Raw genomic sequence first — 24,367 nt, forward strand, 5'->3', positions numbered from 1 at the left:
GCCCGCCCCATCATCGAGAAATACATCGGCTTGCTCGGCGGTGCGGACGTCTTCACGTACGACAACGCCTTCACGATGTACGAGTCGCTGCGCATCGACGCCGGCGAGCTCGGCCCCTTCGGTATCAAGCCGTAAAGCCCAGTTCGTTGGTGGTTGACGGTTCTGCAGAACCGTATCGAGCTCGGGTGCGCAGACCCAAGGTTCGCGCAGCCGAGGCCCGGGACAGGAGCCGGAACGCGGTGCCGGGCCTGCGTCCCGGCCCCGGACCCCGGAACCGATCAGGGAAAAGCCCCGAGCTTCGACGAGAGCGAGATCGCCGGCTGATCCCCGGCCCGCTCCTGCGGCCTTCGGTCCACACCATCCGGCACTGCCTGGCCGCCACCCCGTGGAGACCGTCCTGGCCTGCGAGTTATGGCGTCGGCTCCACCAGACCCGTGCCCTGGTCAGTCACTACCGACGCCGCGGAGACCCGCTTCCGGACCGCCTACGACCCTGGGCCCACCACCAGCCGATCCCACCCATCACCGATCCTCAAGATCTCCGGCTGTAGTACGTGGCATTGGGTCCCGACCGACGGGAAGCTCGCCGAATAGGCCATCGCGGGAACGGCAGCAGAAAATTGTCCTCGCTTTTCCGCATCGCGTGTCACAAGCAGAACGACTGCCCGGTCTCTTCTGGTGATGGATCAGGAAAACCCCGAGAGGAATTCCGTCATGAAGGTCGTAGTGATCGGTGGAACCGGGCTCATCGGCTCGAAGGTGGTCGCCAGGCTGGGCGAGCACGGGCACGAGGCGGTCGCGGCCGCACCCAACACTGGCGTCAACACGCTGACGGGCGAGGGGCTGGCCGACGTCCTGCAGGGCGCGCAGGTCGTGGTCGACGTGTCCAATTCCCCCTCGTTCGAGGACGACGCGGTCATGGAGTTCTTCCGTACCTCCACGACCAACCTCCTCAAGGCGGAGGCCGACGCCGGCGTGACGCACCACGTGGCGCTGTCCGTCGTCGGCACCGATCGCCTCCAGGGGAGCGGCTACTTCCGGGCCAAGCAGGCCCAGGAGGACCTGATCAAGACGTCCGGCAACCCCTACTCCATCGTCCACGCGACCCAGTTCTTCGAGTTCGCGAAGGGGCTCGCCGACGGGATGACCGACGGCGACACCGTGCGCCTGCCCGCGGCCAAGATCCAGCCCATGGTGTCCGACGACGTGGCCGCGGCCGTCGGCCGCACCTCGGTCGGCGCCCCGGTAGGCGGCGTGGTGGAGTTCGCGGGCCCCGAGACGTTCGAGCTCGAGGAGCTCATCCGCATGGGACTCGCCGCCAAGAACGACCCCCGCAAGGTCCTCACCGACCCGCAGGCGACGTACTGGGGCGCCGCCCTCCAGGAGGACACGCTCCTCCCGGGGCCGGACGCGCACATCGCCGAGACCAAGTTCGCCGACTGGCTCGCGCAGCAGAAGTAATTCCTCGGGGTGGCCCTCGCCGAAAGGAGAGGGCCACCCATACCCTTTGACCGACAGGTCTTTTTCATTTACTGCTCGCGGTACTCAACCGGCGAACGCGAGAAGCTGTGCGACTACATCGATGAGTCCTGACCGTGCACGGTGTCGACGTCGTGGCACTGACTGCCCGGCACGGACTCGGCCGCTACCCACCAACAGACTTGGAAAGCGTGCGCCGTCGCAGTGGGTGACCGTGCCAGATGCGTGCCAGATCGAGCGGTCAACCACGGTCAATCGGAGGCCGTAGCGGTGCAGGAGTCCGCCGGCAGGCTAAAAGGCACCACACGCGGGGTGACCAGCAAGGACGCGTCCGCGAGCGGCGCCAGGCTTACAAAGCAGTGATTCTCAAAGCATGGCCGTGCACATCTCTGGGTCGTGGCAAATCTTCGGGCGAGGACGCGGGTGTCAGAGCCCGGTGCTAACTTCCGCTGCTCAGGGGAGAGGGGGAAGGGAGCGGGTTGGTGGGGGCTTCGGAGTGGGACTACTACGTGCCGTACCAGCAGGACCTGAGCGCGGCGCTGCAGCAGTTGCGGCGCGAGGTGTTCGACGCAGGGGACTATTACTGGGTCAACGGTGCTGACTGGCGCCCGGAAGAGGAGAGGGAGCCCAGGCCCCGGACACTGGAGGAATTGTGGCAGGACGAACTGGTGCAGGAGGCCGGCACCCACTCGATCCTGGACGTCTTCCAGGTGCTCGGCCCCGACGACACCCCGGACTACAACACCGTGGAACCCGTCTTGGCTGAGGAAGCATGCGAGCTCCTGGGCACGGACACGCTGACTCGGGCTCACGTCAAGGACTTCGACGTCTTCCCCCGATCGCGGTGGGTCGGCCGATGCGCGGTGCTGCACGATGAACAAGGCCAGCCTCAAGAGATCTACTTCTGGGGTCACTCGGGCGACTGACCCGCAGACTCAACCAGGGCCAGGCTGACATCCACACCTGACATCAACGGCGCCGGACAGAGGCAGACACGAGCGCCTTTGGCCGACCGTCGTGACAGTAGGCGACGGCGGCCTGCACCAACCCCGCCCGAACTTACAAAGCAGATGTCGGTGGTGGCCCGGTGCCTGGGAAAGAGGGCTATGAGGGGCGCTCAAGCCGGGCTGCCACGCCCACGAAGGTCTCTGCTGCCTCTCGCGCATCTTCGGACAGTTGACACTGCTCATAGGTACTTGGTGCTCAGACCCCGTTGCCCCATCCGAAGGTGACGTTGTACGCGCGCTGGAGGGCATGCCGACCGTGGTCCCCGTCTGCGTAGGCCCATGCGAGGGCTGCGGCGAACCAGAGCAGGAAGACTCCGCTGACGATGCCCAGAGCGACCAGCTTGCCGTACCAGCTGAGGAGCACCAGGGCAACGGTCACGATGACCGCGCCTACGTGGGCTCCCCGCAGGTCGAGCGACGCAGCCTTGCGTGCCGTTCTGCGTCTGGCCCGTTCTGCCGCGAAGCGCTGCTCGCGAACAGACTGCGGTTCATTCTCGTCGAAGCTCATCTCATCCCCCTGACGCTGACGCTACATGGGCCCAGACCGCGTCGGCTGAGGTTTAGGAACCGGTATGCGCGGCACGCCAAGCCACAGGCCCTCGGGCGGTCCCGCGCCCACTCCACCAGCGGGCCGGGCCGTCTGTGGGCCGTCCGAGGGCGGCCAACGACGACAGACAACAACAGCTACCGACCACTCTCGCCCTGCTCAGCGACGGTCCGGTGGGTACCGCCGCAGGTGCCAATCCCCGAAGGTAAGTTGAGGAACTTCAGAGGGTTCTATCGGGGAAGCAGCTACTGGGTTGCGGCCGCCAGCTCAGACGCAGCGGAACACGCTTTGACGGGTACGACGGCACTCGGAGGTGTGCGTGCCGCCGCCGTGATGTCCGACGGGGTATCGAGGCGCCGGGATCGATGGCGACTTGGTCCGACGCCTTTGCAGCGCTGCGGCGTGGGCCCCGAGAGCTGATCGATAACGTGCGCGAAGTGGAAGCGACGGACCCGACGGGTCGGCGGTGGCCTCGCTACAAGTCAGGCGATGACGCAACCGTCGCGTTCTGACAGTGGTGACCTCGCGAGCGACAGCCGTCGCTTGCGCTGACATCCATGCGGACTTGGGCCAGTCTCAGTTCTAGTCTCGATTGCTGCTCAATCCGGTGCGGTACGCGCTCGTCCGTGGACGTTCGGTATGGCGCCTGACCTGCAGCGCGAACCGACTACCGGACGCCCCTGGACCTCTGCGGAACAAGCCCGGACAGCTTGTAATGCGTAGGTCGTCGGTTCGAATCCGACAGGGGGCTCAGCCGGAAAGCCCAGCCCAGATGCGCTCTGAGCTGGGCTTTCTTCGTTTCGGCGGATACGGCGGCGACGCTGGGAGCGGGCCGCGCGGGTGTCCGTTGTCTCAGTTTCAGTCTCAGGTGGGGCCTCGGCTGCGGGGACAAGGAACTCGCCCATGCGCCGCATCGCGTCCTTCTCATCCTGGGTGAAGGGATTCGCCTCGGTCTCGTCCGCGGTCGGCGGGTCAACGAGCGTGGCGACGTTCTCGGTGATGAGACGGCGCGCCGATGTGCGATCTTCAACGCGCGCGACAGGATGCGGTGGACCTTGAGGACGTGCGACGGGGCGTGTCCTTCCCGCAGCATGTCGGCGTACATCCGCTCCAGGTGTTCCGGGGCGAGCTTGTCGAGCCGGTGCCGACCGACGCCGGGAACGATGTCGTTACGGGTCTTGGACCAGTAGTCGTCCAGCGACCGTGGCTTCAGCTTCAGGCTGGCTGCGAACGAGTCCCGCCCCCCGTTTCGGCGTCCGGAGCGGCCGTTGGCAGGATCGTCCACCGGGCGGGACCCGGCCGCCGCGTCAGAGGGACGGGATCCGGCCCCCGCCCCTGTGACGCGGGCCACGGGAACCCGGTGCGGGGCGCGGAGAGGTACAGGGCGTGGAGCACATCGAACAGCCGGCGCGACCGGCGCAACCACCGGGCGACTCGGGCGACCTGGCCGCCCCGGACGGCCTGAGGGCACCGGCAGACCCCGGCGTACGGGAACGGATCCGCGCGGGCGACCGGGTGGCCTTCGCGGGCCTCTACGACCGGTACGCCAGGACCGTCTACCACCACGCCTGCCGCCTCACCGGCGACCTCTCGGCCGCCGAGGACGTCATGTCGGAGACCTTCATCGTCGCCTGGCGCACCCGCGAGCAGGTCGATCCGGATGGCGGTTCGCTGGGCCCCTGGCTCCTCGGCATCGCCACCAACAAGGCGCGCAACCACCGGCGCGGGGTCGGCCGCCGCCTCGCGTTCCTGGCCCGGCAGCCGAAGCCGGAGGAGACCGAGGACTTCGCCGAGGTCTCCGCCGAACGCCTGGACCACCAACGCGAGTTGGCGGCCGTACGCGAGGTGCTCGACCGGCTCCGGCAGCCCGAGCGCGAGGTGCTCGCGCTCTGCGTGTGGGCCGGGCTGGACTACGCCCAGGCGGCGGCCGCGCTGGACGTCCCGGTGGGCACCGTACGCTCCCGGCTCTCCCGGGCCCGGGCCCGGCTGCGATCGCTGGCGGGCGAACGGCTCGCGGAGGATCGGCTTTCGGAGGGGCGGCGGGAAACCGGGCGGGAACCCGGTGCGGGTCGCGGAGAGGTAGGAGGCAGGGTGGCATTCGTCGCCCTGCCCAACGAGGGGGGATCGCGATGACCGCGACGACGGGTACCGACGACGGCCGGGACGAGCGCGCCGAGCTGGCGCGGCTGCTGCCGCCCGCCACCGGATTCGACCTTCCGCCGGGCCGCTACGAGTACCACAGGGAACGCCTGATGAACCTGATCGACGATGACGCCAACCGCTCCGAGAACCGGGGCCAGGACCGGGGCCGGGAGCGCGCGGCCCGTGCCGACCGCCCCGCCCGCCCGCGCCTCCTGCGCCCGTCCTTCCTGGCCCCGATCACGGCGCTGGCCCTGGCCGGTGCGCTGATCGTGGGCTACACCGCGCAGGACGGCGGCGACCCGGCGGCCGGACCGGGGGCGGCACAGGCGGACGGCAGCGCCTCGTCGCGCGCCGGGAACGCCCAGCCGGTCGCCCTGGTGCTGAACCGGATCTCGGACGCGGCGGCGAAGAGCGACGCCGGACCGGTCGGCGACGACCAGTTCGTCTATGTGCGCAGCCAGGTCCAGGACGGCGACCTCACCAGCGGGAAGCTGGTGACGGGACCGCTGAAGGAACGGGAGATCTGGTACGCCCAGAAGCCCGGCCCACTCAAGAAGCTCGGCTACATCCGCCAGGACGGGGACACCCTCCCCATCAACGCCGAGTTCGGGGACACCGACGGCACCCACGAGGGCCTGACCCGGCCCACCTACCGCTGGCTGGCCGCCCTGCCCACCGACCCGCAGAAGCTGCTCGAGCACCTCACCGCCCTCACCCCGAAGGACGAGGGCCAGGAGCACGCCCAGGCGGTGTTCGAGCAGATCGGGTACCTGATCCGAGAGACCGTGCTGCCGCCGGAGACCGCCGCCGCGCTGTACAAGGCCGCGGCGCTGATCCCCGGGGTGACCGAAGCCTCGGATGCGGTGGACGCGCTGGGCCGCCACGGGGTGGGCATCGCCCGTGAGGACACCCGGCACGCCACCCGCTCGGAGTGGGTCTTCGACCCGAAGGGGCTCTCCTTCCTGGGCTCGCGCACCTTCCTGACGAAGGACACGGAGATCGGCGAGAAGGGCGCCCTGCTAGACGCCGACGCCGTACTGAAGCGGTCCGTGGTGGACAAGGGCGGGGTCCGGCCGCAGGACTAAGCCATGTCCGGTCGACCATGAGCTTTTTCGCCGCGGTTTCCGTTGTGCAGTCCTTCGGGCACGGCACGGGACATCCGCGTGAAGGCCCGGTGCGCCGGGCGGACGGGCCACGGGGCCTTTTGCCATCGACGAAGGACACGGCGGGGTCGCTGAACAGCGGGACCAACGTCATCGTGGGGAAGTCGAAGACCATCAGGTACCCGATCGTCATGACGATCAAGGACAACTCAGGGGTAAAGGGCGTGAGCCGGGTCAGCACGTTCAACTCCACCAGCGGTAGTGGGGTCGCGGGAGTTCGGCGGCAGCCCTCGCCGTACTCCCAACGCGGTAGAGCATCCTCCACCTCCTCAAGGCGCCAAGGTAGGCCGAGGAACCTTCTTCACCTGGGCAGATAGCATCCCTCGCCATGAGACGTTCGTTGATCGCGCTGACCAGCGCAGGGGCAATCGCTCTCGCCATGGGCGGGTACGCCGTCGGGGCAACGCAGCACGACAGCGCATCCGAGCGGTCCGCGACGTGCGGGCAGGCCAAGCGGGAGTTCGAGACACGGGCCGGTCAGATCCGAAGGGAACTGCGACGGGAGTCCCAAGAGGGGGAGACTGATTCCCGCCAGATCACCATGGACGCGACGCGGGTGAAGATCATCAGAGAGCTCGTGGAGCAGAATCCAGCGTGCTTCGACGCCGGGACTCGTGCAGCAGCGGCGGCCATTCAACAGCACCTCTCTGAGGGCCAAGCGGACGCTGCCGTGTGTGATCTCACCGGCATCGAGCCTGAAAACTGTTCCGTCGCGGCTGACTGATTCGACAAAGCCTGGGACTTCAGCAGGATCTAGCGAGGAGCCCCGGGCGTTCACGCCCGGGAGGAATCGCTTCTCTGGGCCGCAGTAACCCGCAGGTTATGACGGGCGTTTTTGCTGTTCGATGTACTCCTTGATGATCGACAGCGGAGCCCCGCCACACGAGGCTGCGAAGTACGAGGGTGACCAGAAGTGCGCGCCCCACAGGTACTTGCGGATGTGTCCGGGGTACTCCTGTCTGAGCCTGCGGGCGGAGACACCCTTGAGGGAACCGACCAGCCGGGACAGGGACACCTTTGGAGGGTAGTGCACCAGCAGGTGCACGTGGTCGGTCTCGCCGTTGAACTCGACCAGCTCGGTTTCGAAGTCCGCGCAGACGTCCCGCATGACCTCCTCGCAGCGTCGAAGGATCTCGTCGGTGAACGGTCCACGCCGATACTTGGGCGTGAAGACCAAATGAGCGTGGAGGGTGTAGACGACCGTACGGCCCCTGCGAATGTTGGGGTTTGGCTCCCAGCGTGGTGACATAGATCAATGATACGATCACGCCCGTGAAGATCGTCGTGCAGGTCAAGCTGATGCCGGAGGCCGACCAGGCCCCCGCGCTGTCGGCGACCCTGCGCGCGGTCAATGAGTCTGCGAACTGGGTATCGGGCATGGCGTTCGAGCGTGGCGTGCCGAGTGAGTACGAGCTGCGCAAGCACACCTATGCCGAACTCAAGCAACGCGGACTCGGCGCGCAGGCCGCGCAGCACACCATCAAGAAGGTCCGCGACGCCTACACGACATTGAAGGCGAACATCCGGGCCGGGAACCTCGGCAAGCCCGGTGGCAAGCGCCGGATCAAGGTCGAGTCCAAGCCGATCGTTTTCCGTCCCGAGGCCGCGCACCCGTACGACGACCGGTGCCTGTCCTGGCAGTACGACGCGCATACCGTCAGCATGTGGACCACCGCCGGGCGTTTGAAGAACATCTGCTTCGTCTGCTCCGCCGACGCGCTCAAGACGCTTCGGGAGCACCGTAAGGGCGAGTCCGATCTGATCGAACGTGATGGCGCGTTCTACCTGGTCGCGGTGTGCGATATCCCCGAAGCACCGGTCAACGAGAATCCCCACGGGTTCCACGGCGTCGACCTCGGCGTCGTCAATATCGCCACCGCCAGCACGGGATACCGGGCCGCTGGACGCGGGATGAACCGGCACCGCAAGCGTCAGCTCGAACTCCGGCGCAAGCTCCAGGCCAAGGGCACGAAGTCCGCCAAGCGTCGGCTCAAGCACCGAAGCCGCAAGGAGTCGCGGCACGCCGCGAACGTCAACCACATCATTTCCAAGACCATCGTCACCACCGCTGAACGCACCGGCGCGGGTATTGCCCTCGAAGACCTCACGGGCATCCGCGACCGGGTACGGCTCCGAAAGGACCAGCGGACCACACTGCACTCGTGGAGCTTCCACCAGCTCGCCTCTTTCGTGGAGTACAAGGCGAAGCGGGCTGGGGTGCCGCTGGTGTACGTCGATCCGGCGTACACCAGCCAGCAATGCTCCGAGTGCGGCTATATCGACCGGAAGAACCGTGTCGATCAAGCAACGTTCGCGTGCCGGTCCTGCGGGGCCCTCATGCACGCGGACGACAACGCGTCCCACAACATCGGCCGCAAGGGCGAAGCTGTGTGGATCTCGGGGCGTGAGTCACGCGTCCCTGCCACCCCATAGGGGTGTCTGGACGGAGGAGGCCACACCACAGCCAGTGGTGCCCTACCTCCAAGCCCGGCCCTTCAGGGCCGGGTCAAGTTGACGGCAGTTCATCCCGTTGGGATCGGCGTGCCAGACCCGTGCCACGTCCGATCACGCCACCGGCCGATCCCGAGGAGGCCTGACCCCCAGGCCGATGCGGCCGGTGACATCGATTGGCGGGGCCTCCCAGTCCTGGGCGTCCAGGGCCTGGGCGCCGGTGTCGTAGTAGGTGTACGAACGGGCCTTGGCGGAGCCCGTGATCCCGAAGGCGGACTTCACGGCCGCGAGCGGGGTGTGCGACGCGTCCAGCGCGGTGGTGGTGAGGTTGATCTTCACTTCGTAGGTCGGAACCGCGTGGGACGCGGCCTGTGCGGGCGTCGTGCCGACGAAGAGGGACGCGGACGCGGCCACGGCGATCGCCACGGCGGCGGACGGGCGGATTCTGGCGGTGCGGGAGGCGATCGCCATGAGCGGACGATCCCGGCCGATGATGATCACCTGCTGACCGGCGGATGCGTTCCGCATGAACGGCTGACGCCAAGTCAGCCAACATGTGAGCCACTTGTGAAACGTGGCAGGTGCGAAGCCGCGACGGTCCCGGCCCGCACGCGGACCGGGACCGCTCGTGGCCGCCGTCGGCGGCCGGGGACTCAGCGCAGCCGTGCGTCCAGACGGATCTGGACCAGCGTGGTCTCCACACCGCTGTCGACGAGGCGGCCGTCGGGGCCTTCGAAGCGGGGCGGTACCGCCAGGTCGCGGCGGGCCTTGCGGATCTGGATCAGCATCGACTGCAGGTGGTGGCGAGTCGCGAGGATCTCTGCCACCCGGGGCAGCGCGTCCACCGGCGGCACCTCGCCAGCCCAGCCGGTCATGCGCTACCTCATGCTCCCCGTCACCGACCGGCGCCCATCCGCACCCAGGTCAGCCGATGTTGTCCACCGCGGCTTCCGCCCACGTCTCAGCCGATGTTGTCGACGGCTGCCCTTGCGCGCGTGATCGTGTGCTGCGCCTTCGCGGGATCTCCCTCGGTCAGTGCCGCCCCGCCAGCCGGTCCGCCGCCCTGGCGATGGGGTCGGTGCCGGGGCGGGGGGAGGTGAGTTCCCGGCGGTCCGCGGTGCGGTAGGCCGCGTACATGCCGTGGACGCCGATCCAGCGGAAGGGTTCCGGCTCCCAGCGGCGGACCTTGTGGTTGACCCAGGGGAGGGCGGTCAGCTCGGTGGGACCCGACTGGCCGGAGTCCTGCTGGATCAGGTCGCGCAGGGTGCGGGCGGCGAGGTTGGTGGTGGCGACGCCGGAGCCGACGTAACCGCCGGCCCAGCCCAGGCCGGTGGAGCGGTCGAGGGTGACGGTGGCGCACCAGTCGCGGGGGACGCCGAGGACGCCGGACCAGGCGTGGTCGATGCGGACACCCGCCGTGGTGGGGAAGAAGCGGACCAGGATGTCGCGGAGGGCCTCGATGGTGGCGGGCTGGGTACGGCCGTCGCTGTCGGTGGCGGAGCCGTAGCGGTAGGGGACGCCGCGGCCGCCGAGCGCGATGCGGTTGTCGGCGGTGCGCTGGGCGTACATGTAGGCGTGAGCCATGTCGCCGAGGGTCTCGCGGCCCTCCCAGCCGATGGTGTCCCAGATCTCCTTGGGGAGCGGCTCGGTGGCGATCATCGAGGAGTTCATCGGGAGCCAGGTGCGCCGCTGGCCCTTGAGCCCCGCGGTGAAGCCTTCGGTGCAGCGCAGGATGTACGGGGCGCGGACGGTGCCGTACGGGGTGTGGGCGTGCTTGGGCTTGATCTCGGTGACGGGTGTCGATTCGTGGATGGTGACGCCGAGCGCTTCGACGGCGTCGGCGAGGCCCTTGACGAGTTTCACCGGGTGCAGGCGGGCGCCGTGCGGGGTCCAGGTGGAGCCGACGGCTCCGGTGACGCGGATGCGTTCGGCGGTCTCGCGGGCACCGCGCAGGACGCGGTCGGTCTCGCCGAAGGCGATCTCCACGGAGTGGAAGTCCTTGAGGCGGGCCAGCTGAGCGGGGGTGTACGCGACTTCGAGGACACCGCCCTGATGGATGTCGGCGTCGATGTTCTCCTCGGCGGCGACGCGTACGACTTCGTCGACGGTGTCGTTCATCGCCTTCTGGAGGCGGACCGCGGCGTCGTGGCCGTGGAGTTTCGCGTAGCGGTCGCGGCCCGCGATGCCGTTGTAGAGCCAGCCGCCGTTGCGCCCGGAGGCGCCGTAGCCGCAGAACTTGGCTTCGAGGACGGTGATGTTGAGGAAGGGGACGGCCTTCTTGAGGTAGTAGGCGGTCCACAGGCCGGTGTATCCGCCGCCGACGATGCAGACATCGGCCGTGGCGTCGCCGGGCAGGGGCTCGCGGGCGGTGGGGGTGCCCTGATCCGCGTACCAGAACGATATTCCGCCGTTGACCGTGCTGACGGTGCTCATGTTGCCCCTGCTTGTCCGGTGTGAAGCCTGAGTTCCTGTGTGGCGGGACGTTACTGGGCGAGGGGTGGTTTCGTCGTCCCCCGGGTGAGCGGGTAGCAGGCGAGACCGATGAGTGCGGCGGTGAGGTGACCGAGGTCGGTGAAGGTGCGGCCGGTGACCAGGGGGACGCCGTAGACGACGAGGACGGCGAAGAGGTACACCAGCCGCCAGGGCCGGGGGACGTGGTACGTGAGGACGGCGACCACACCCCCGAGTGCGTAACTGACCCCGATGTCCAAGGTGTTGACCACGGACACGGGTGCCTGCCCGTGGCGGACGGCCCAGGCGAGGACGCCCTCGCTGACGAGGGTGGCCACGACGTGCGCGAGGGCGGCGACCGCGAACCAGCGCAGCGTGCCGAGCCAGCGTTCGGCAGGGGCGTGGAAGACCGTGAAGAGGAAGGCGTACGTGAGCCAGTGGCCACCCTCGATCCAGAAGGCGCTGGAGATGAGGACGCGTACCGGGTCGCGGAGCAGCTCGTGGATGTTGGTCGAGCGCTGGCGCAGGAAATCCTCTTCGAAATCGGGTGACATCTGGTGCACGACGACGGTCGTGGCGAAGAGGATCGCCAGCCAGATGTAGGTGCCGGGAGCGCTGCGGATCCAGGAGCCGACGGCGCGGACGGCTCGCGCGGGGGCCGGGTGTGTGGGCGGGGAGGGGCTGCTCGGGGCCATAGACGATTGATGCACGGCCCTACGATCGGGTGCGTGATTGACATTCCGGACGCGCTGATCGCCACCCAGTCCAAGTACAACGGCGAGGCCGGGCGGGCGTTTCTGGCCGCGCTGCCGGGGCTCGCGGACCGGTTCCTGGGGGAGTGGGGGCTGCGGCGGGACGGGGCCGCGATGTACGGAGTGTGCGCGCTGGTGCTGCCGGTGGTGCGTGCGTCGGACGGCAGGCGGGCGGCGCTGAAGCTCCAGGCGCAGGACGAGGAGACAGCGGGGGAGCCGGTCGCGCTGCGGGTCTGGGGTGAGGCGGGTGCGGGAGCGGTGGGGCTGCTCGACCACGACCCCGGGACCGGCACGATGCTGCTGGAGCGGCTGGACGAGCGGCGGCCGCTGTCGGAGGTGGCCGACGAGCGGGTGGCGGTCGAGGTGCTCGCAGGGCTGCTGGCCCGGCTGACGTCCGTACCCGCGCCGGACGGGCTGCGCCGGCTCGGGGACGTCGCGGAGCGGATGCTGGACGGGGTGGCGCGGGCGGTGGCGGGGCTGACGGACGCGGACGAGCGGCGGCTGCTGAGGGACTGCGCGGCGGCGGTACGAGAGGTGGCGGGGGAACCGGGGGACCGGCTGCTCCACTGGGACCTGCACTACAACAACATCCTGGCCGGACGGGCCGAGGAGGGCCGGGCGCACGAGTGGATCGCGCTGGACCCGAAGCCACTGGCCGGGGACCCCGGGTTCGATCTGATGCCCGCCCTGGCCAACCGTCCCCAAGCTCTCAAGGAGCAGGGAGAGATGCTCTTCCACGCGTCGGCGGTGCGGTGGCGGTTCGATCTGATGACGGAGGTGCTCGGGCTGGACCGGGGGCGGGCGCGGGCCTGGACGCTGGGGCGGGTGCTGCAGAACGGCCTCTGGAGTGTGGCGGAGGGGGAACACCGGCTGCCGCCGGACCAGGCGGAGATCGCCCGGCAGCTGCTGGGGCGGTGAGTGAGTGAGGGAGGGGACAGGGGTGAGCAGCGGCACAGGACGGACGCGTGTTTACGCTGCCCTCATGATTCGTACCGCTACCGCTGCTGATGTCCCTGTCATTCACGCGATGATCCGCGATCTGGCCGACTACGAGAAGGCGCTTCATGAGGCGAACGCCACCGAGGGACAGCTGTGCGAGGCACTGTTCGGTGAGCGGCCCGCCGCGTATGCGCACATTGCGGAGTCCGACGAGGACGGCGAGATCGTCGGCTTCGCGCTGTGGTTCCTGAACTTCTCGACGTGGCGCGGCGTGCACGGCATCTACCTGGAGGACCTGTATGTACGTCCGGACCGGCGCGGTGGGGGGCACGGGAAGGCGCTGCTGACGGAGCTGGCGCGGATCTGTGTGGAGCGGGGCTACGAGCGTCTGGAGTGGTCGGTGCTGAACTGGAACGCCCCGTCCATCGCCTTCTACGAGTCGCTGGGCGCGCGGCCGCAGGACGAGTGGACGGTGTACCGGCTGACGGATGGGGCGCTGGCGAAGCTCGGCGGCTGACCTCTGCCGGACACCTCCTACGGCACGAGGACGACCTTGCCCATCGTGCCGCGCGTCTCCAGGGCGCGGTGGGCGGCGGCCGCTTCGGCGAGGGGGAAGCGCTGGACGGCGGGGCGCAGGCGACCGGCGGCGGCTTCGGCGAGCGCGCGTTCTTCGAGGACGCGCAGGCCGCCTGCCTTCTGCAGCATCGCCGGGCCGAGGACGCCCTGGGACGTGATGCCGCGTTCGGCGAGTTCCGCCTCGGTGAAGGTGAGCGGGGACCCGTTGCGGAGTCCTTCGCCGGACCAGCCGAAGACGATGTGCTGCCCGCCCTTGCCCAGGAGGTCGACGGCCGCGCGGCCGGTGATGCCGCCCACGGAGTCGTAGACGACGGTGGCGCGGCGGCCGAGGCCGTCCAGGTGGGTGCGGACCCGCCGGGGCCAGTCGGGGAGGGTGTAGTCGACGGCGAGGTCGGCGCCGTTGGCCCTGACCGCGGCGGCCTTGGCGGGGCCGCCGGCCAGGCCTATGACGGTGGCCCCGGCGTTCTTGGCGTACTGCACGAGCAGGGTTCCGATGCCGCCCGCGGCGGCCGGGACCAGGGCGATGGAGTCGGGGCCGAGCTCGGTGAACTGCAGGATGCCGAGCGTGGTGCGACCGGTGCCGATCATGGCGACGGCTTCGGCTTCGTCGAGGCCGGGCGGGATCTCGTGGAGCCTGTCGGCGTCGGTGACGGCGAGTTCGGCGTAACCCCCGGGGGCCGTGCCGAGATGGGCGACGACGCGCTTGCCGAGCAGGGTGGGGTCGGTGGACTCGCCGAGCGCGTCGACCGTTCCGGCGACTTCCCGGCCGGGGACGGTGGGCAGCTCGGCGGGGGCCGGCAAAGGGCCGGCCATGCCCTCGCGCAGGGCGGTGTCCAGGAGGTGCACGCCCGCCGCGGCGACGGCGATACGGACCTGGCCGGGGCCGGGTACGGGGTCGTCGGCCGTTTCGTACGTGAGGTTCTCGGCGGGGCCGAAGGTGTGGAGGCGGACGGCGTGCATGGCGGGCTCCCCGGGTCGACTGGCTGTCGGGGTTCACCCTCCGACCTCAACTCCGCTTGAGGTCAAGCGCCCGACGGGTCGGCCGCGGCCTTTCGCCCGCTCCGAGTGCGAGCACGGCGGCCTCCATTCCGCTGTTGAACGACACCTCGCTGAGCAGTCCGGGCGCCGCGACCTGGTCGCCCGCCAGGTAGATGCCGTTGCCGCGGTCGATGGCCGGCCGGTCCCGCCAGGTGGTGCCGGGGCGGTCGACCGCGCCCGTACGGCCGGTGGCGAGGGCCTCGCGCCGCCACTCGACGCGGTCGCGCCAGCCGGGAAAGCCGAGGTCGAGGAGGTCTTCGGCACGGGCGATGCCGGTCGCCTTCGACTCGCCGGGGGCGACGGGAAGCTGCCCCTGGACGAGCTGTCGGCCCGCCGGGGCGAGGGTGCGGTCCTGGGCGCTGAAGCGTTCCATCCAGCCGGGGGCGTCCAGGTCGGAGACGGCGAACGCGTCGCTGCGCCGGGTGCGCAGGGCCAGGTCGATCAGGGCGGTCCTGCCGCTGTCCCACGTCAGGGTGGGGTCGCGGAGCAGGCCGCGGGCGGCGTCGAGGGAAGTGGCGACGACGACCGGGCCGCTGCGGGCAGGCAGTCGAGGGTGCTCGGGTCGATCCGGGTCGCCGTCTCTATCCGGACGCTCAGGTTCCAGGCGCGCGCGGCCATCCGGTCGATGACCTGCGCCCAGCCGCCGACCGGGTAGCGGGCCTCGGGCGGCAGTGCGGCTGCGCGGCGCAGCCGCTCCTGGACGAACGCGGCGGAGAGCGCGCCGGGGTCGTGGTGGTAGAGCGCGACGGCGGCGAAGTGCGCGGCTGTGCGGGCTCCCTCCTCGCCGACCTGGGTAGTGGCCCAGGTGCGGAAGTCGGTGTCGACGGGGGCGTGTTCGGCCCGGCGGCGGGTCAGCCGGAGGAGGGCGAGGGGCGGGGTTCTGCGCAGCGCGCCGCCCAGCCGGAAGCGGAGTCTGCCGGCCTGGCGCAGCGGCACGGTGGCGGTCGGGCCGAGGAGGTCACGCTGCGCGAGCCAGGTCCAGTGCGGTCCGCGGCGGTAGAGGGCGTGGGGTCCGTCATTGGTGCGGTACGGGCCTTCGGCGGTCCTGGCGCGGCCGCCGAGAGTGTGGTGGGCCTCGTGGACGGTCACCAGGGCGCCGGACTCGGCGGCCGTGATCGCTGCGGTGAACCCGGCGAGGCCGCCGCCGATGATGTGGATGCGCTGCATGTGTTCCGGTCTCCTCGGTCGAAGAAGGCGTCACAGAGGGGACGGTGGGCGGCGCCGATGTGTGACATCGGCGCGGGGCGTTGTCAGTGGCGTGGGTCACGATGGGGTCATGGCACGTAACAGCAGGAGTGAGGGCGCGGGCGGAAAAGGCGCCGTCGCGGCGGCGCGGCGGCCGGAGGTGCGGCTGCCGCCGCTCGTTCCCTTCGACGGGGAGGGGCTGGAGCCGGACGGCGACTACGACGGCATGCGGTTCGAGGGGGTGGATCTCGCGGACGAGTCGGGGCCGGGCGCGCGGTTCATGGACTGCGCGCTGGAGGGGTGCGCTCTCGACCGTACGGAGCTGGTCAGGGCCCGCTTCATCGACTCGGTGCTGACGGGGGTGCGAGGTGTGGGCACCGATCTCGCGGGGGCGTCACTGCGCGATGTGGAGGTGGTGGACGCGCGGCTGGGCGGGGTGCAGCTGCACGGTGCGGTGCTGGAGCGGGTGCATGTGCGCGGCGGGAAGATCGACTACCTGAATCTGCGGAAGGCGCGGCTGACGGACGTGGTCTTCGAGGGCTGCGTGCTGTCCGAGCCGGACTTCGGGGATGCGCAGCTGGTGCGGGTGGAGTTCCGGGACTGTGTGCTGAAGCGGGCCGACTTCAGCTCCGCGCGGATGGACGCGGTGGATCTGCGGACGGTTGCCGAGCTGGACATCGCGCGGGGGGTGGAGCGGCTGGCGGGGGCGGTGATCAGCCCGCTGCAGCTGATGGAGCTGGCGCCGGCGTTCGCGGCACAGATCGGGGTGCGGGTGGAGGCGTAGGGGGATGGCTCCGGTCCGCGCCGGGGTCGGTCAGACGCGGGGGAAGCGGGCCTGGAGGTCCCAGATCACGGGATTGTCGGCGAGGCCCTCGTGCATGTCGGCCAGGTCCGCGATCAGGTCGTGCAGGAAGTCGCGGGCCTCGCGGCGCAGGAGGGAGTGGCCGAAGGTGAGCGGGGGTTCGTCGCCGGGCATCCAGTCGGCCTCGACGTCGACCCAGCCGAAGCGGCGCTCGAAGAGCATCCGGTCGGACGATTCGGTGAAGTCCAGCTCGGCGATCTGCCGCCGGTGCGAGCGGCTGCCGCGGGGGTCCTGGTCGATCTGCTCGACGATGTCGCAGAGCGCCCACGCGAAGTCGAGCACGGGAACCCATCCCCAGGCTGTGGATACTTCGCGGTCCGCCTTGGTGTCCGCGAGGTAGACGTCCCCGGAGAACAGATCGTGCCGCAGAGCGTGGACGTCCGCGCGGCGGTAGTCGGTCTGCGGGGGATCGGGGAAGCGTCGGGAGAGGGAGTAGCCGATGTCGAGCACGAGATCGATGGTGTCATGCCCGGGGACGCGTCGGCGCGGGGCGAGGCGGCGGCTGCTTCTCTGCCCGGGTCAGGCGTCCCGCGCGGCCGGCGTGGGCGCCGCGGGCCCGGCCGGGTCGGAACCGACATTTCGCACATAGGATCACTGTGTGCGTCCCACCGCCCTGCCTCTGGCCCTCGCAGCCGCCGCCGTCGTCTCCCTCACCGCCGGCTGCACCGGTGGCGTGGAGGGCACTCCCGGCTCCGCCGGTCTGCGCGACCCGTACTTCCCGAAGGCCGGCAACGGCGGGTACGACGTCACGCACTACGACCTCACCATGGACGTCGACCCGGCCTCCCAGCGGATCCGCTCCACCGCCGTGATCACCGCGCGCGCCACCCAGGACCTCAGCGCCTTCAACCTCGATCTGGCCGGGCTGACCGTCGGGTCCGCGCAGGTCGAGGGGCGTCCGGCCGCCGTCAACCGGGCGGGCCGCGAGCTGACGCTGCGCCCCGACGCCGAGGTGGAGAGCCATCTGAACAAGGGCAGGACCTTCCGTACGGTCGTCCACTACTCCGGTTCCCCGCTGACCCTCACCGATCCGGACGGGTCGAAGGAGGGCTGGCTGAGGACGGCGGACGGATCGGTCGCGCTCGGTGAGCCGGTCGGTTCGATGGCCTGGTTCCCCGGCAACAACCACCCGAGCGACAAGGCGTCCTACGACCTCACGGTCACCGTCCCCCGGGGCCTGACGGCCGTCTCCAACGGCGAGCTGATGTCCCGGAAGGTCTCCGGCGCCACCGCCACGTACCACTGGCACACCGCCGAACCCATGGCCAGCTATCTCGCGACGCTCGCCATCGGCCGCTTCGACACGAAGGCGTCGACGACCCCCGACGGCATCAAGGTGTTCACGGCCGTGGACCCGGCTGCGGCCGCGGCGAGCGCCAGGACCCTCGCCCGGATCCCCGAGATCGTGCGGTGGGAGGCCGAGCGCTTCGGCCCGTACCCGTTCTCGGCGACCGGCGCGATCGTCGACCGCCCGCATGACTCCGGGTATGCGGTGGAGACCCAGAACCGGCCGTACTTCCCTGGGCCGCCGACCGTCGGACTCCTCGTCCACGAGATGTCCCACCAGTGGTTCGGGGACTCCGTCACGCCCGCGAGCTGGCGCGACATGTGGCTCAACGAGGGCTTCGCGACGTACGCGGAGTGGCTGTGGGAGGCGGACAAGGAGGGCGTTCCCGTCCAGCGTAATTTTGACGCCGCCTTCGCGAGCGATGACAACTGGGCGTTCCCGCCCGCGGATCCGCCGACGGCGGCGGACATCTCCCAGGCTCCGGTGTACGGGCGCGGGGCAATGGTGATCCACAAGATCCGGCAGGCGGTCGACGACGACCGGCGGTTCTTCGCGCTCGTCGAGGGCTGGACGAAGGCCCATCGGTACGGCACGGCGTCGACGGCCGACTTCACCGCGTACGTGGAAAAGACGACGGGGCAGAATCTGACGCGTCTGTGGAACACCTGGCTGTACGGACACGGCCGGCCCGCCCCGGAAAAGAGCTGACCGGCCCGGGAACCCGCCGGGAACTACTTCACGTCGGCGGCCTTCAGCGCCTTGTGCAGCACCGAGCAGGGGCGGCCCAGCGAGCGGTCGCGGCGGTGGTCGATGACGGCGTAGCCGAGCGCGGTCCAGAAGGCGAGCGCCTTGGGGTTGTTCTCCAGGACGGCCAGCCGGATGCCGTCCCGCCCGGCTGCCCGGAACCGGTCCTCGACGAGACCGGCCAGCTGTCGCCCGTACCCGGAGCGGTGCTGCCGGGCGTCGACCATGAGCAACCCGATCCACGGGTCGGGGTCGGCCGGGTCCGGGTGGTGCGCGAGGGTGATGGCCACGCCGACCAACTGCCCCTGAGACCGGGCGAGCAGCACCTCGGTGTCCGGGTTCGCCAGCTCGTCGGCGAGCGAGGCGGCGACCTGCTCGGGCCGGATGTTGCCGGGGTCGGGGAAGTCGCCGCTGAGCTGCTGGAACGCCAGGTTGGAGGCGTAGAGCGCGGTGAGTTCGGCGAGCAGCGGGCCAGGAAGGGCACCGGCCGCCGGCAGCAGCGGTTCGCTGATCATGTCGCACACCCTTTGTGTCTCTGTGGGCTCTCGGCGTGTTCCGGTCGTGGCGCGGACGCACGGGCGCCCCCGGCCGAAGGCGAATCGGCCGGGGGCGCCCGCTCGGTTCAGGTCAGGCCCCGAACCCTGCTGCCGCGTGCGTGTCGCGTCAGAGGTTGACGCCGAAGTCCTGGGCGATGCCGCGCAGGCCCGAGGCGTAGCCCTGGCCCACCGCTCGGAACTTCCACTCCGCGCCGCTGCGGTACAGCTCGCCGAAGACCATCGCGGTCTCGGTGGCGGCGTCCTCGCTCAGGTCGTAGCGGGCGAGCTCGGTGCCGCCGGCCTGGTTGATGATGCGGATGAACGCGTTGCGGACCTGGCCGAAATTCTGGCTGCGGGTCTCGGCGTCGTAGATCGAGACCGGGAAGACGATCTTGTCGACGTCGGCCGGCAGGCCCGCCAGGTTGACGTTGATCTGCTCGTCGTCGCCCTCGCCCTGGCCCGTGACGTTGTCACCGGTGTGGACGATGGTCTGGTCCGGGGTCGACTTGTTGTTGAAGAAGACGAAGTGGCCGTCGGAGACGACCTTTCCTCCCGGGTTCACCGCGATCGCCGAGGCATCGAGGTCGAAGTCAGTGCCAGTGGTGGTGCGGACGTCCCAGCCGAGGCCGACCGTGACAGCGGTAAGGCCCGGGGCCTCCTTGGTGAGCGAGACGTTGCCGCCCTTGGACAGGCTTACTGCCATGGGAAGTCCCTTTCATCGTCGTGTGCGGGCTTCGTGCTTTTCACGAAGCTACCGTCACCCGTCATAACGCAGGCAGAGGACCGAGAGGTTCCTGCTCCCTTTACTTTCTTTACCGAACTGACGACCGGGGGTGGCAAAAGGAGGTGACGAACGGGCTCCGGGCCAGGGAACATGGGTGTCATGTCCGGGCCCTATGTCATCCGCGGTTCGGTCTCCCTGCCGGAGGCCGAACTCATGTGGCGTTTCTCGCGGTCCTCCGGGCCCGGCGGGCAGCATGTCAACACCAGCGACTCCCAGGTGGAGCTCCGCTTCGACCTCGCGGCGACCGACGCGCTCCCCGAGGTGTGGAAGGAGCGGGCGCTCCAGCGTCTGGCGAGCAGGCTGGTGGGTGGCGTCGTCAGCGTACGGGCGTCGGAGCACCGCTCCCAGTGGCGCAACCGAGAGACCGCACTCGTCCGCCTCGCCGCCCTGCTGGCCGAAGCCACCGCGCCGCCCCCGAAGCCGCGCCGCAAGTCCAGGATCCCGCGCGGGATCAATGAGCGCCGGCTGCGCGAGAAGAAGCAGCGCGGCGATACGAAGCGCGGCCGCTCCGGCCGCGACTGGTAGGCGGGTCCCCGTCAGCCGAGCTGCCGGTAGCGCCCCTGGAAGTACGTCAGCGGCCCGCCGTCCGCGCTCGGCAGTGCCGCGCTCAGCACCCGCCCGATCACCAGCGTGTGGTCGCCCGCGAGCACTCGCTGTTCCGTGCGGCACTCCAGGGTGGCGAGGGCCCCGCCGATCAGCGGTGCGCTCGACACCTCTCCCCGTACATAGGGGATGTCCTCGAACAGCAGCCGGTCGCTGATCCGGCCCTTCATCGCGAACCGTCCCGCGATGTGCCGCTGGCTCTCCGCGAGCACGGAGACCGCCCACAGCGGCTGTTCGTCGAGCAGGTCGTCCATCCGGGAGCCGTTTCGCAGGCTCACCAGGACGAGCGGCGGGTCCAGCGACACGGACATGAAGGCGGTCGCCGTCATGCCGACGTCCTCGCCGCGCCCGTTCTCGTCGAGCGGCGGTTCCTGAGCGGTGATCAGGACCACGCCGGCGGCCAGCCGGGTGAGGGCGCCGCGGAACTCGTCGTTGCTCACCCCCTCAGCATGGGGGATGGGCTCGGATCGCGGGGCGGGGGGCTTCGTCTGCAACACAACGGGCACGCTAGCCGCGGGTTGCGACCGCCGCATCGGGCCAGGGGACCAGAGGGGTCCTAGGACTCCGGGCCCATGGGGGCGTGCCGGGACGGCACGGTGCAACATACTGCAACGTACAGATTTGCGTTCAAGAAACGGACGGGTCGCTTCGGTGTGCGCTCGGAACCCTTCATCATCTGTTGTGACTTGAGTCACAGAGCGCAATATTTGTTGACCCTGTGTACCGGGTGGACAGCTCACTGTGATTCAGTGGCGGTGACACTGCGAACAAGTACGTCGATATGAAACCTGGAGTGCTGTCGAGGTCTCGGGGAGTGCGAGCAATGGAGGCCGAGTCGGAGCCGTACGTCCGTCTAGCGACGATGCGGCAGCTGCATCAGGCCGTCGCCGATCTCAATACGGCGCGGAGCCTGGCCGACACACTGCAGACCGTGGCCGACGGAATCGTCGCCGGTCTCGGATACGAGCTGGCTTGCGTCAACCTCGTCCGTCCCGACGGTGATCTCGTCGTCGCCGCCTTCGCGGGCAACTCCGCCGCCGAATCCCTGATCACCGGTCGCGCCGGCTCCCGTGCCTCGTGGGATCGCCGGCTGGCCATGGGGGAGTGCTGGGACGAGCTCCGCTTCATACCGCACACCGACGGCTGGATCCTCCTCGACGACGACGTACCGCAGTGGCACACCGAGGGCCCCGAGCCCCGCTTCGAGGACGAGTGGCACCCACAGGACCGGCTCTACGCCCCGATGTACGCGTCCGGGGGTGGGTGCGACCTCCTCGGCGTCATCTCCGTCGACCGCCCGCGCAACGGCCGCCGTCCCGGCGCCTGGGGCCGCGAGGCCCTCCAGATGTATGCATCGCAAGCGGCCATTGCGATCAGTAACGCCCGGCTCCGAGCAAACATGCAGCGCGCCCTGGTCCGGCTCGAACGCGAGCAGCAGGCGCTGCGGGCCAGCGAGGAGTCGTTCCGCCAGGCCTTCGAGTACGCCCCCAGCGGCATGGCCATCGCCGAGATGGGCGGTGATCAGCACGGCAGGCTGTTGCGCACCAACGACGCCCTGTGCCGGCTGCTCGGCCGCCCCGCCTCCGTACTGCGCCGCTACTCCTTCGCCGACCTGGTCCACCCCGAGGACGTCGGCACGCTGCTGCGGACGTCCGCCGAGGGCGGCCGCGCCGAGCTGCGGCTCGGGCGCCGGGACGGCTCGTACCTCTGGGTCTCGCTGCGCAACTCCGTCGTCGCGGACACCGCCGACGGTCCGCGCTTCCTTCTGACCCATGTAGAGGACATAGAGGAGCGCAAGCGCCACGAGCTGCATCTGGCGCACCGCGCCTCGCACGACGCGCTGACCGGGCTGCCCAACAGTGCCGAGCTGCGCGCGCGGCTCAGCGCCCGGCTCTGCGAGCGTCCGTATGCGGCGACCACCACCGCCGTGGAGGCGCTGGACGCGGCCTACGGCGACGTCGAGGACGCGGAGAGCCGCGTGCACGGCTTCCGTGCCGACGGCTTCGAGGCCGACGCGGGGGCCGGCGGCCTGTACGACCACCATGTGCACGCCGTGGCACCCGACGACGAGAGCGACGACGGGGCGAAGGGGCTTGCGGTCCTCTTCTGCGACCTCGACGGCTTCAAGTCGATCAACGACCGCTTCGGGCACCACACCGGCGACGCCGTCCTGATCGAGGTCGCCCGCCGGCTCACCACCTGTGTACGCGACGGCGACACCGTCGCACGGCTCGGGGGTGACGAATTCGTCGTCCTCGCGGACGGGCTCGGCGCCGCAGACGCCGCGGATCTGGCCGTACGCCTCCGTAACGCCATCATTCCGCCCATTCGGGTGGATGGTCGCGCGGTGCGGGTCGGGGCGAGTTTCGGGATCGGCTGGGCCGGCTGCGGCATGACCGCCGAAGAGGTGCTGCGCTCCGCCGACCAGCGGATGTACGTGGAAAAGCGGTCCCGGTCGAAGGTTCACCGCAGGGCCGGCTGACGTTCACGACAGGTCCGTTCCGGTATCCGTTGCCGTACCCCTGCCACGGTGTGGGAGGGGCCCCGGAGGCCAACAGCAATTCTCGGTGTGCTCCGTTCGGGGTAGGCTCGGCCGGTCGGCCACGGCTGGCGATTTTCAGGCGACGGCTGGCGACATGGTGAGGAGTGACCCAGGGATGACGGCCGGGAACAACGGCGCACACACACCCGAGGACGACGATCCGTTCGGCTACCTGTACGAGGACGGACAGGCGGCCGGCGCCCAGTCGCCGCGGCAGGGCGGATACGGCTACCCGGGTCCGGTCTCGCAGCCCGGCGTGCCGAGAACCTCGTACAACCAGGTCCGGACCGTCGGCGAGCGCCAGTACGGGCAGCAGGTGCCGCCGCAGCAGCCGTACGGCCAGCCGCAGGCACCCTACGGCGGGCCGAACGCGCAGTACGCCGCCCCCGAGACCTACCCCGGTGGCGCGCCCACCGCGCCGGTCGCCTCGCAGGGCGGCCGCGGCCGGACCGGTGGTCCCGGCAAGGGCGGTCCGAACAACAAGGGCCTGCTGATCGGCGCGATCGCGGTCGTCGCGGTCGTGCTCATCGGTATCGGCGCCGCGCTGATGACCGGCGACGGCAACGACGACAAGAAGAACGAGGCCGCCACCTCGGCCGGTGCCGCCGGTCAGGTCGACGAGTCCCCGAAGCCGAAGGACACCGGGTCGTCCTCCGAGGCTCCGGTGGAGCTGCCGAAGCAGGACGCGGCGACGCTGAAGCTGGGCGGTTCCGCCGCTCTGGCAAATACGGTCAAGGGCGCAAAGGGGGCGGGCGGCTCGTACGTCGATCTCAATGGAGTGGGCCGGTCCGCCGAATGGACTGTTGATGTGCCGAAGAGCGGCGAATACACGCTCTACGTGACGTACGCGGTGCCCGGCAAGGACGGTAAGACGTCTCTGTCGGTCAATGGTGCCAAGCCTCAATCGATCAACATGAAGAACTTCGCGCTTGCAGCGGAGGGCGACTGGGAGAAGGGCTGGACGACCACGTTCGGCTGGATCGATCTCAAGGAGGGCTCGAACACCATCAAGCTCTCCTGTGAGCAGGGAGATTCGTGTGAAGCGTATCTCGATCAGCTGTCGCTGAAGTCGGGTCACCTGAACAAGTGATCAACTGCTCGTTGGCGGCGCGCGGAGCGCCGCCAACGAGTGAACAGGCTGTTCTGCGGACCGATCCGGTCGTGCTGCATCCCCGGTACGACGGACCGACGGAGCTTGCGGCCCGGGCGGGATTTGCGGCTGCTGCGGTCAGCGGGGCGGCGGACAGGATCGCCCCTGCCGTCATGTTCCTTCTCGCTG

The 24,367-nt window shown here is 69.7% G+C and carries 23 protein-coding genes and 3 pseudogenes; 13 read left to right on the forward strand and 13 right to left on the reverse strand.

Annotated elements, in window-relative coordinates; translation table 11 throughout:
• Positions 1–713: 713 nt before the first annotated feature.
• Positions 714–1,460: an SDR family oxidoreductase gene (locus ABZV38_RS29095; protein ID WP_356331417.1), complete on the forward strand. Its 747-nt coding sequence runs from the start codon at positions 714–716 to the stop codon at positions 1,458–1,460.
• 500 nt (positions 1,461–1,960) lie between these two features.
• Positions 1,961–2,404, forward strand: a complete 444-nt coding sequence (locus ABZV38_RS29100) for a hypothetical protein (RefSeq protein ID WP_356331418.1) — start codon at positions 1,961–1,963, stop codon at positions 2,402–2,404.
• A gap of 277 nt (positions 2,405–2,681) precedes the next feature.
• Here the strand turns inward: ABZV38_RS29100 and ABZV38_RS29105 are convergent, their stop codons facing one another.
• Positions 2,682–2,993 carry a hypothetical protein gene (locus ABZV38_RS29105; RefSeq protein WP_328920461.1) on the reverse strand — a complete coding sequence of 104 codons (312 nt, stop codon included), beginning with the start codon at positions 2,991–2,993 and terminating at the stop codon, positions 2,682–2,684.
• 962 nt (positions 2,994–3,955) lie between these two features.
• Positions 3,956–4,257, reverse strand: a pseudogene (locus tag ABZV38_RS29110) (integrase); the annotation flags it as partial.
• Positions 4,258–4,475: 218 nt separating this feature from the next.
• Here ABZV38_RS29110 and ABZV38_RS29115 point away from each other — a divergent pair.
• From ABZV38_RS29115 to ABZV38_RS29125, 3 genes are all read left to right on the forward strand, one after another.
• Positions 4,476–5,165: an RNA polymerase sigma factor gene (locus ABZV38_RS29115; RefSeq protein ID WP_356331450.1), complete on the forward strand. Its 690-nt coding sequence runs from the start codon at positions 4,476–4,478 to the stop codon at positions 5,163–5,165.
• Positions 5,162–6,259 carry a CU044_5270 family protein gene (locus ABZV38_RS29120; protein ID WP_356331419.1) on the forward strand — a complete coding sequence of 366 codons (1,098 nt, stop codon included), beginning with the start codon at positions 5,162–5,164 and terminating at the stop codon, positions 6,257–6,259. The genes ABZV38_RS29115 and ABZV38_RS29120 overlap by 4 nt, the downstream gene beginning before the upstream one ends.
• Before the next feature lie 418 nt (positions 6,260–6,677).
• On the forward strand, positions 6,678–7,061 hold the full coding sequence (locus ABZV38_RS29125) for a hypothetical protein (protein WP_356331420.1): 384 nt from the start codon (positions 6,678–6,680) through the stop codon (positions 7,059–7,061).
• Positions 7,062–7,157: 96 nt separating this feature from the next.
• Here the strand turns inward: ABZV38_RS29125 and tnpA are convergent, their stop codons facing one another.
• Positions 7,158–7,586: an IS200/IS605 family transposase gene (gene tnpA / locus ABZV38_RS29130; RefSeq protein WP_356331421.1), complete on the reverse strand. Its 429-nt coding sequence runs from the start codon at positions 7,584–7,586 to the stop codon at positions 7,158–7,160.
• Between the two features lie 50 nt (positions 7,587–7,636).
• Between tnpA and ABZV38_RS29135 the strand changes: the two genes are divergently transcribed.
• A complete protein-coding gene (locus ABZV38_RS29135) occupies positions 7,637–8,770 on the forward strand; it encodes a transposase (RefSeq protein ID WP_356331451.1) in 1,134 nt (377 codons plus the stop codon).
• A 132-nt stretch (positions 8,771–8,902) separates the two neighbouring features.
• On the opposite strand, the gene ABZV38_RS29140 is transcribed toward ABZV38_RS29135, so the two are convergent.
• From ABZV38_RS29140 to ABZV38_RS29155, 4 genes and pseudogenes are all read right to left on the reverse strand, one after another.
• Positions 8,903–9,316, reverse strand: a complete 414-nt coding sequence (locus tag ABZV38_RS29140) for a hypothetical protein (RefSeq protein ID WP_356331422.1) — start codon at positions 9,314–9,316, stop codon at positions 8,903–8,905.
• Between the two features lie 197 nt (positions 9,317–9,513).
• Positions 9,514–9,657: pseudogene (locus tag ABZV38_RS29145) on the reverse strand (DUF6177 family protein); the annotation flags it as partial.
• A 163-nt stretch (positions 9,658–9,820) separates the two neighbouring features.
• Positions 9,821–11,221: an FAD-dependent oxidoreductase gene (locus ABZV38_RS29150; RefSeq protein WP_356331423.1), complete on the reverse strand. Its 1,401-nt coding sequence runs from the start codon at positions 11,219–11,221 to the stop codon at positions 9,821–9,823.
• A gap of 50 nt (positions 11,222–11,271) precedes the next feature.
• Positions 11,272–11,934, reverse strand: coding sequence for a rhomboid-like protein (locus ABZV38_RS29155; RefSeq protein ID WP_356331424.1), 663 nt, complete (start codon positions 11,932–11,934; stop codon positions 11,272–11,274).
• Positions 11,935–11,967: 33 nt separating this feature from the next.
• Here ABZV38_RS29155 and ABZV38_RS29160 point away from each other — a divergent pair, with 33 nt between their 5' ends.
• Both ABZV38_RS29160 and ABZV38_RS29165 read left to right on the forward strand, forming a co-directional pair.
• Entirely contained in the window at positions 11,968–12,909 is a 942-nt protein-coding gene (locus ABZV38_RS29160) for an aminoglycoside phosphotransferase family protein (protein ID WP_356331425.1), read from the forward strand.
• A 64-nt stretch (positions 12,910–12,973) separates the two neighbouring features.
• On the forward strand, positions 12,974–13,447 hold the full coding sequence (locus ABZV38_RS29165) for a GNAT family N-acetyltransferase (protein ID WP_356331427.1): 474 nt from the start codon (positions 12,974–12,976) through the stop codon (positions 13,445–13,447).
• Positions 13,448–13,464: 17 nt separating this feature from the next.
• On the opposite strand, the gene ABZV38_RS29170 is transcribed toward ABZV38_RS29165, so the two are convergent.
• A complete protein-coding gene (locus ABZV38_RS29170; protein WP_356331428.1) occupies positions 13,465–14,466 on the reverse strand; it encodes a zinc-binding dehydrogenase in 1,002 nt (333 codons plus the stop codon).
• Between the two features lie 46 nt (positions 14,467–14,512).
• A pseudogene (locus tag ABZV38_RS29175) lies at positions 14,513–15,711 on the reverse strand (NAD(P)-binding protein).
• A gap of 109 nt (positions 15,712–15,820) precedes the next feature.
• Between ABZV38_RS29175 and ABZV38_RS29180 the strand changes: the two are divergent.
• A complete protein-coding gene (locus tag ABZV38_RS29180) occupies positions 15,821–16,513 on the forward strand; it encodes a pentapeptide repeat-containing protein (protein ID WP_356331429.1) in 693 nt (230 codons plus the stop codon).
• 30 nt (positions 16,514–16,543) lie between these two features.
• Here ABZV38_RS29180 and ABZV38_RS29185 read toward each other — a convergent pair whose 3' ends face one another.
• Positions 16,544–17,041 carry a hypothetical protein gene (locus ABZV38_RS29185; protein WP_356331430.1) on the reverse strand — a complete coding sequence of 166 codons (498 nt, stop codon included), beginning with the start codon at positions 17,039–17,041 and terminating at the stop codon, positions 16,544–16,546.
• 163 nt (positions 17,042–17,204) lie between these two features.
• Between ABZV38_RS29185 and ABZV38_RS29190 the strand changes: the two genes are divergently transcribed.
• Positions 17,205–18,587 carry a M1 family metallopeptidase gene (locus ABZV38_RS29190; RefSeq protein WP_356331452.1) on the forward strand — a complete coding sequence of 461 codons (1,383 nt, stop codon included), beginning with the start codon at positions 17,205–17,207 and terminating at the stop codon, positions 18,585–18,587.
• Positions 18,588–18,610: 23 nt separating this feature from the next.
• Here the strand turns inward: ABZV38_RS29190 and ABZV38_RS29195 are convergent, their stop codons facing one another.
• Together ABZV38_RS29195 and ABZV38_RS29200 are read right to left on the reverse strand one after the other, a co-directional pair.
• Positions 18,611–19,138 (reverse strand): GNAT family N-acetyltransferase, encoded by a 528-nt coding sequence (locus ABZV38_RS29195; protein ID WP_356331431.1) that lies wholly within the window; start codon positions 19,136–19,138, stop codon positions 18,611–18,613.
• Positions 19,139–19,286: 148 nt separating this feature from the next.
• Positions 19,287–19,862 (reverse strand): TerD family protein, encoded by a 576-nt coding sequence (locus ABZV38_RS29200; RefSeq protein WP_356331432.1) that lies wholly within the window; start codon positions 19,860–19,862, stop codon positions 19,287–19,289.
• 180 nt (positions 19,863–20,042) lie between these two features.
• Between ABZV38_RS29200 and arfB the strand changes: the two genes are divergently transcribed.
• On the forward strand, positions 20,043–20,468 hold the full coding sequence (gene arfB, locus ABZV38_RS29205) for an alternative ribosome rescue aminoacyl-tRNA hydrolase ArfB (protein ID WP_356331433.1): 426 nt from the start codon (positions 20,043–20,045) through the stop codon (positions 20,466–20,468).
• Between the two features lie 11 nt (positions 20,469–20,479).
• On the opposite strand, the gene ABZV38_RS29210 is transcribed toward arfB, so the two are convergent.
• A complete protein-coding gene (locus ABZV38_RS29210; protein ID WP_356331434.1) occupies positions 20,480–20,986 on the reverse strand; it encodes a flavin reductase family protein in 507 nt (168 codons plus the stop codon).
• 383 nt (positions 20,987–21,369) lie between these two features.
• Between ABZV38_RS29210 and cdgB the strand changes: the two genes are divergently transcribed.
• Together cdgB and ABZV38_RS29220 are read left to right on the forward strand one after the other, a co-directional pair.
• Complete coding sequence (gene cdgB, locus ABZV38_RS29215) at positions 21,370–23,028, forward strand: diguanylate cyclase CdgB (RefSeq protein WP_356331435.1); 1,659 nt, start codon at positions 21,370–21,372, stop codon at positions 23,026–23,028.
• A 175-nt stretch (positions 23,029–23,203) separates the two neighbouring features.
• A complete protein-coding gene (locus ABZV38_RS29220; protein ID WP_356331436.1) occupies positions 23,204–24,178 on the forward strand; it encodes a CBM35 domain-containing protein in 975 nt (324 codons plus the stop codon).
• Positions 24,179–24,367 lie beyond the last annotated feature (189 nt).

The sequence above is a fragment of the Streptomyces sp. NPDC005181 genome, from assembly GCF_040608395.1.
GTDB lineage: Bacteria > Actinomycetota > Actinomycetes > Streptomycetales > Streptomycetaceae > Streptomyces.

Bases quoted from the DNA above. Each gene is read 5' to 3' on its own strand.
- ABZV38_RS29155 (WP_356331424.1), bottom strand. From the start codon at position 11,934: ATGGCCCCGAGCAGCCCCTCCCCGCCCACACACCCGGCCCCCGCGCGA.
- ABZV38_RS29150 (WP_356331423.1), bottom strand. From the start codon at position 11,221: ATGAGCACCGTCAGCACGGTCAACGGCGGAATATCGTTCTGGTACGCG.
- ABZV38_RS29200 (WP_356331432.1), bottom strand. From the start codon at position 19,862: ATGGCAGTAAGCCTGTCCAAGGGCGGCAACGTCTCGCTCACCAAGGAG.
- arfB (WP_356331433.1), top strand. From the start codon at position 20,043: ATGTCCGGGCCCTATGTCATCCGCGGTTCGGTCTCCCTGCCGGAGGCC.
- ABZV38_RS29095 (WP_356331417.1), top strand. From the start codon at position 714: ATGAAGGTCGTAGTGATCGGTGGAACCGGGCTCATCGGCTCGAAGGTG.
- ABZV38_RS29140 (WP_356331422.1), bottom strand. From the start codon at position 9,316: ATGCGGAACGCATCCGCCGGTCAGCAGGTGATCATCATCGGCCGGGAT.
- tnpA (WP_356331421.1), bottom strand. From the start codon at position 7,586: ATGTCACCACGCTGGGAGCCAAACCCCAACATTCGCAGGGGCCGTACG.
- ABZV38_RS29165 (WP_356331427.1), top strand. From the start codon at position 12,974: ATGATTCGTACCGCTACCGCTGCTGATGTCCCTGTCATTCACGCGATG.
- ABZV38_RS29220 (WP_356331436.1), top strand. From the start codon at position 23,204: ATGACGGCCGGGAACAACGGCGCACACACACCCGAGGACGACGATCCG.
- ABZV38_RS29170 (WP_356331428.1), bottom strand. From the start codon at position 14,466: ATGCACGCCGTCCGCCTCCACACCTTCGGCCCCGCCGAGAACCTCACG.
- ABZV38_RS29120 (WP_356331419.1), top strand. From the start codon at position 5,162: ATGACCGCGACGACGGGTACCGACGACGGCCGGGACGAGCGCGCCGAG.
- ABZV38_RS29135 (WP_356331451.1), top strand. From the start codon at position 7,637: ATGCCGGAGGCCGACCAGGCCCCCGCGCTGTCGGCGACCCTGCGCGCG.
- ABZV38_RS29195 (WP_356331431.1), bottom strand. From the start codon at position 19,138: ATGATCAGCGAACCGCTGCTGCCGGCGGCCGGTGCCCTTCCTGGCCCG.
- ABZV38_RS29180 (WP_356331429.1), top strand. From the start codon at position 15,821: ATGGCACGTAACAGCAGGAGTGAGGGCGCGGGCGGAAAAGGCGCCGTC.
- cdgB (WP_356331435.1), top strand. From the start codon at position 21,370: ATGGAGGCCGAGTCGGAGCCGTACGTCCGTCTAGCGACGATGCGGCAG.
- ABZV38_RS29105 (WP_328920461.1), bottom strand. From the start codon at position 2,993: ATGAGCTTCGACGAGAATGAACCGCAGTCTGTTCGCGAGCAGCGCTTC.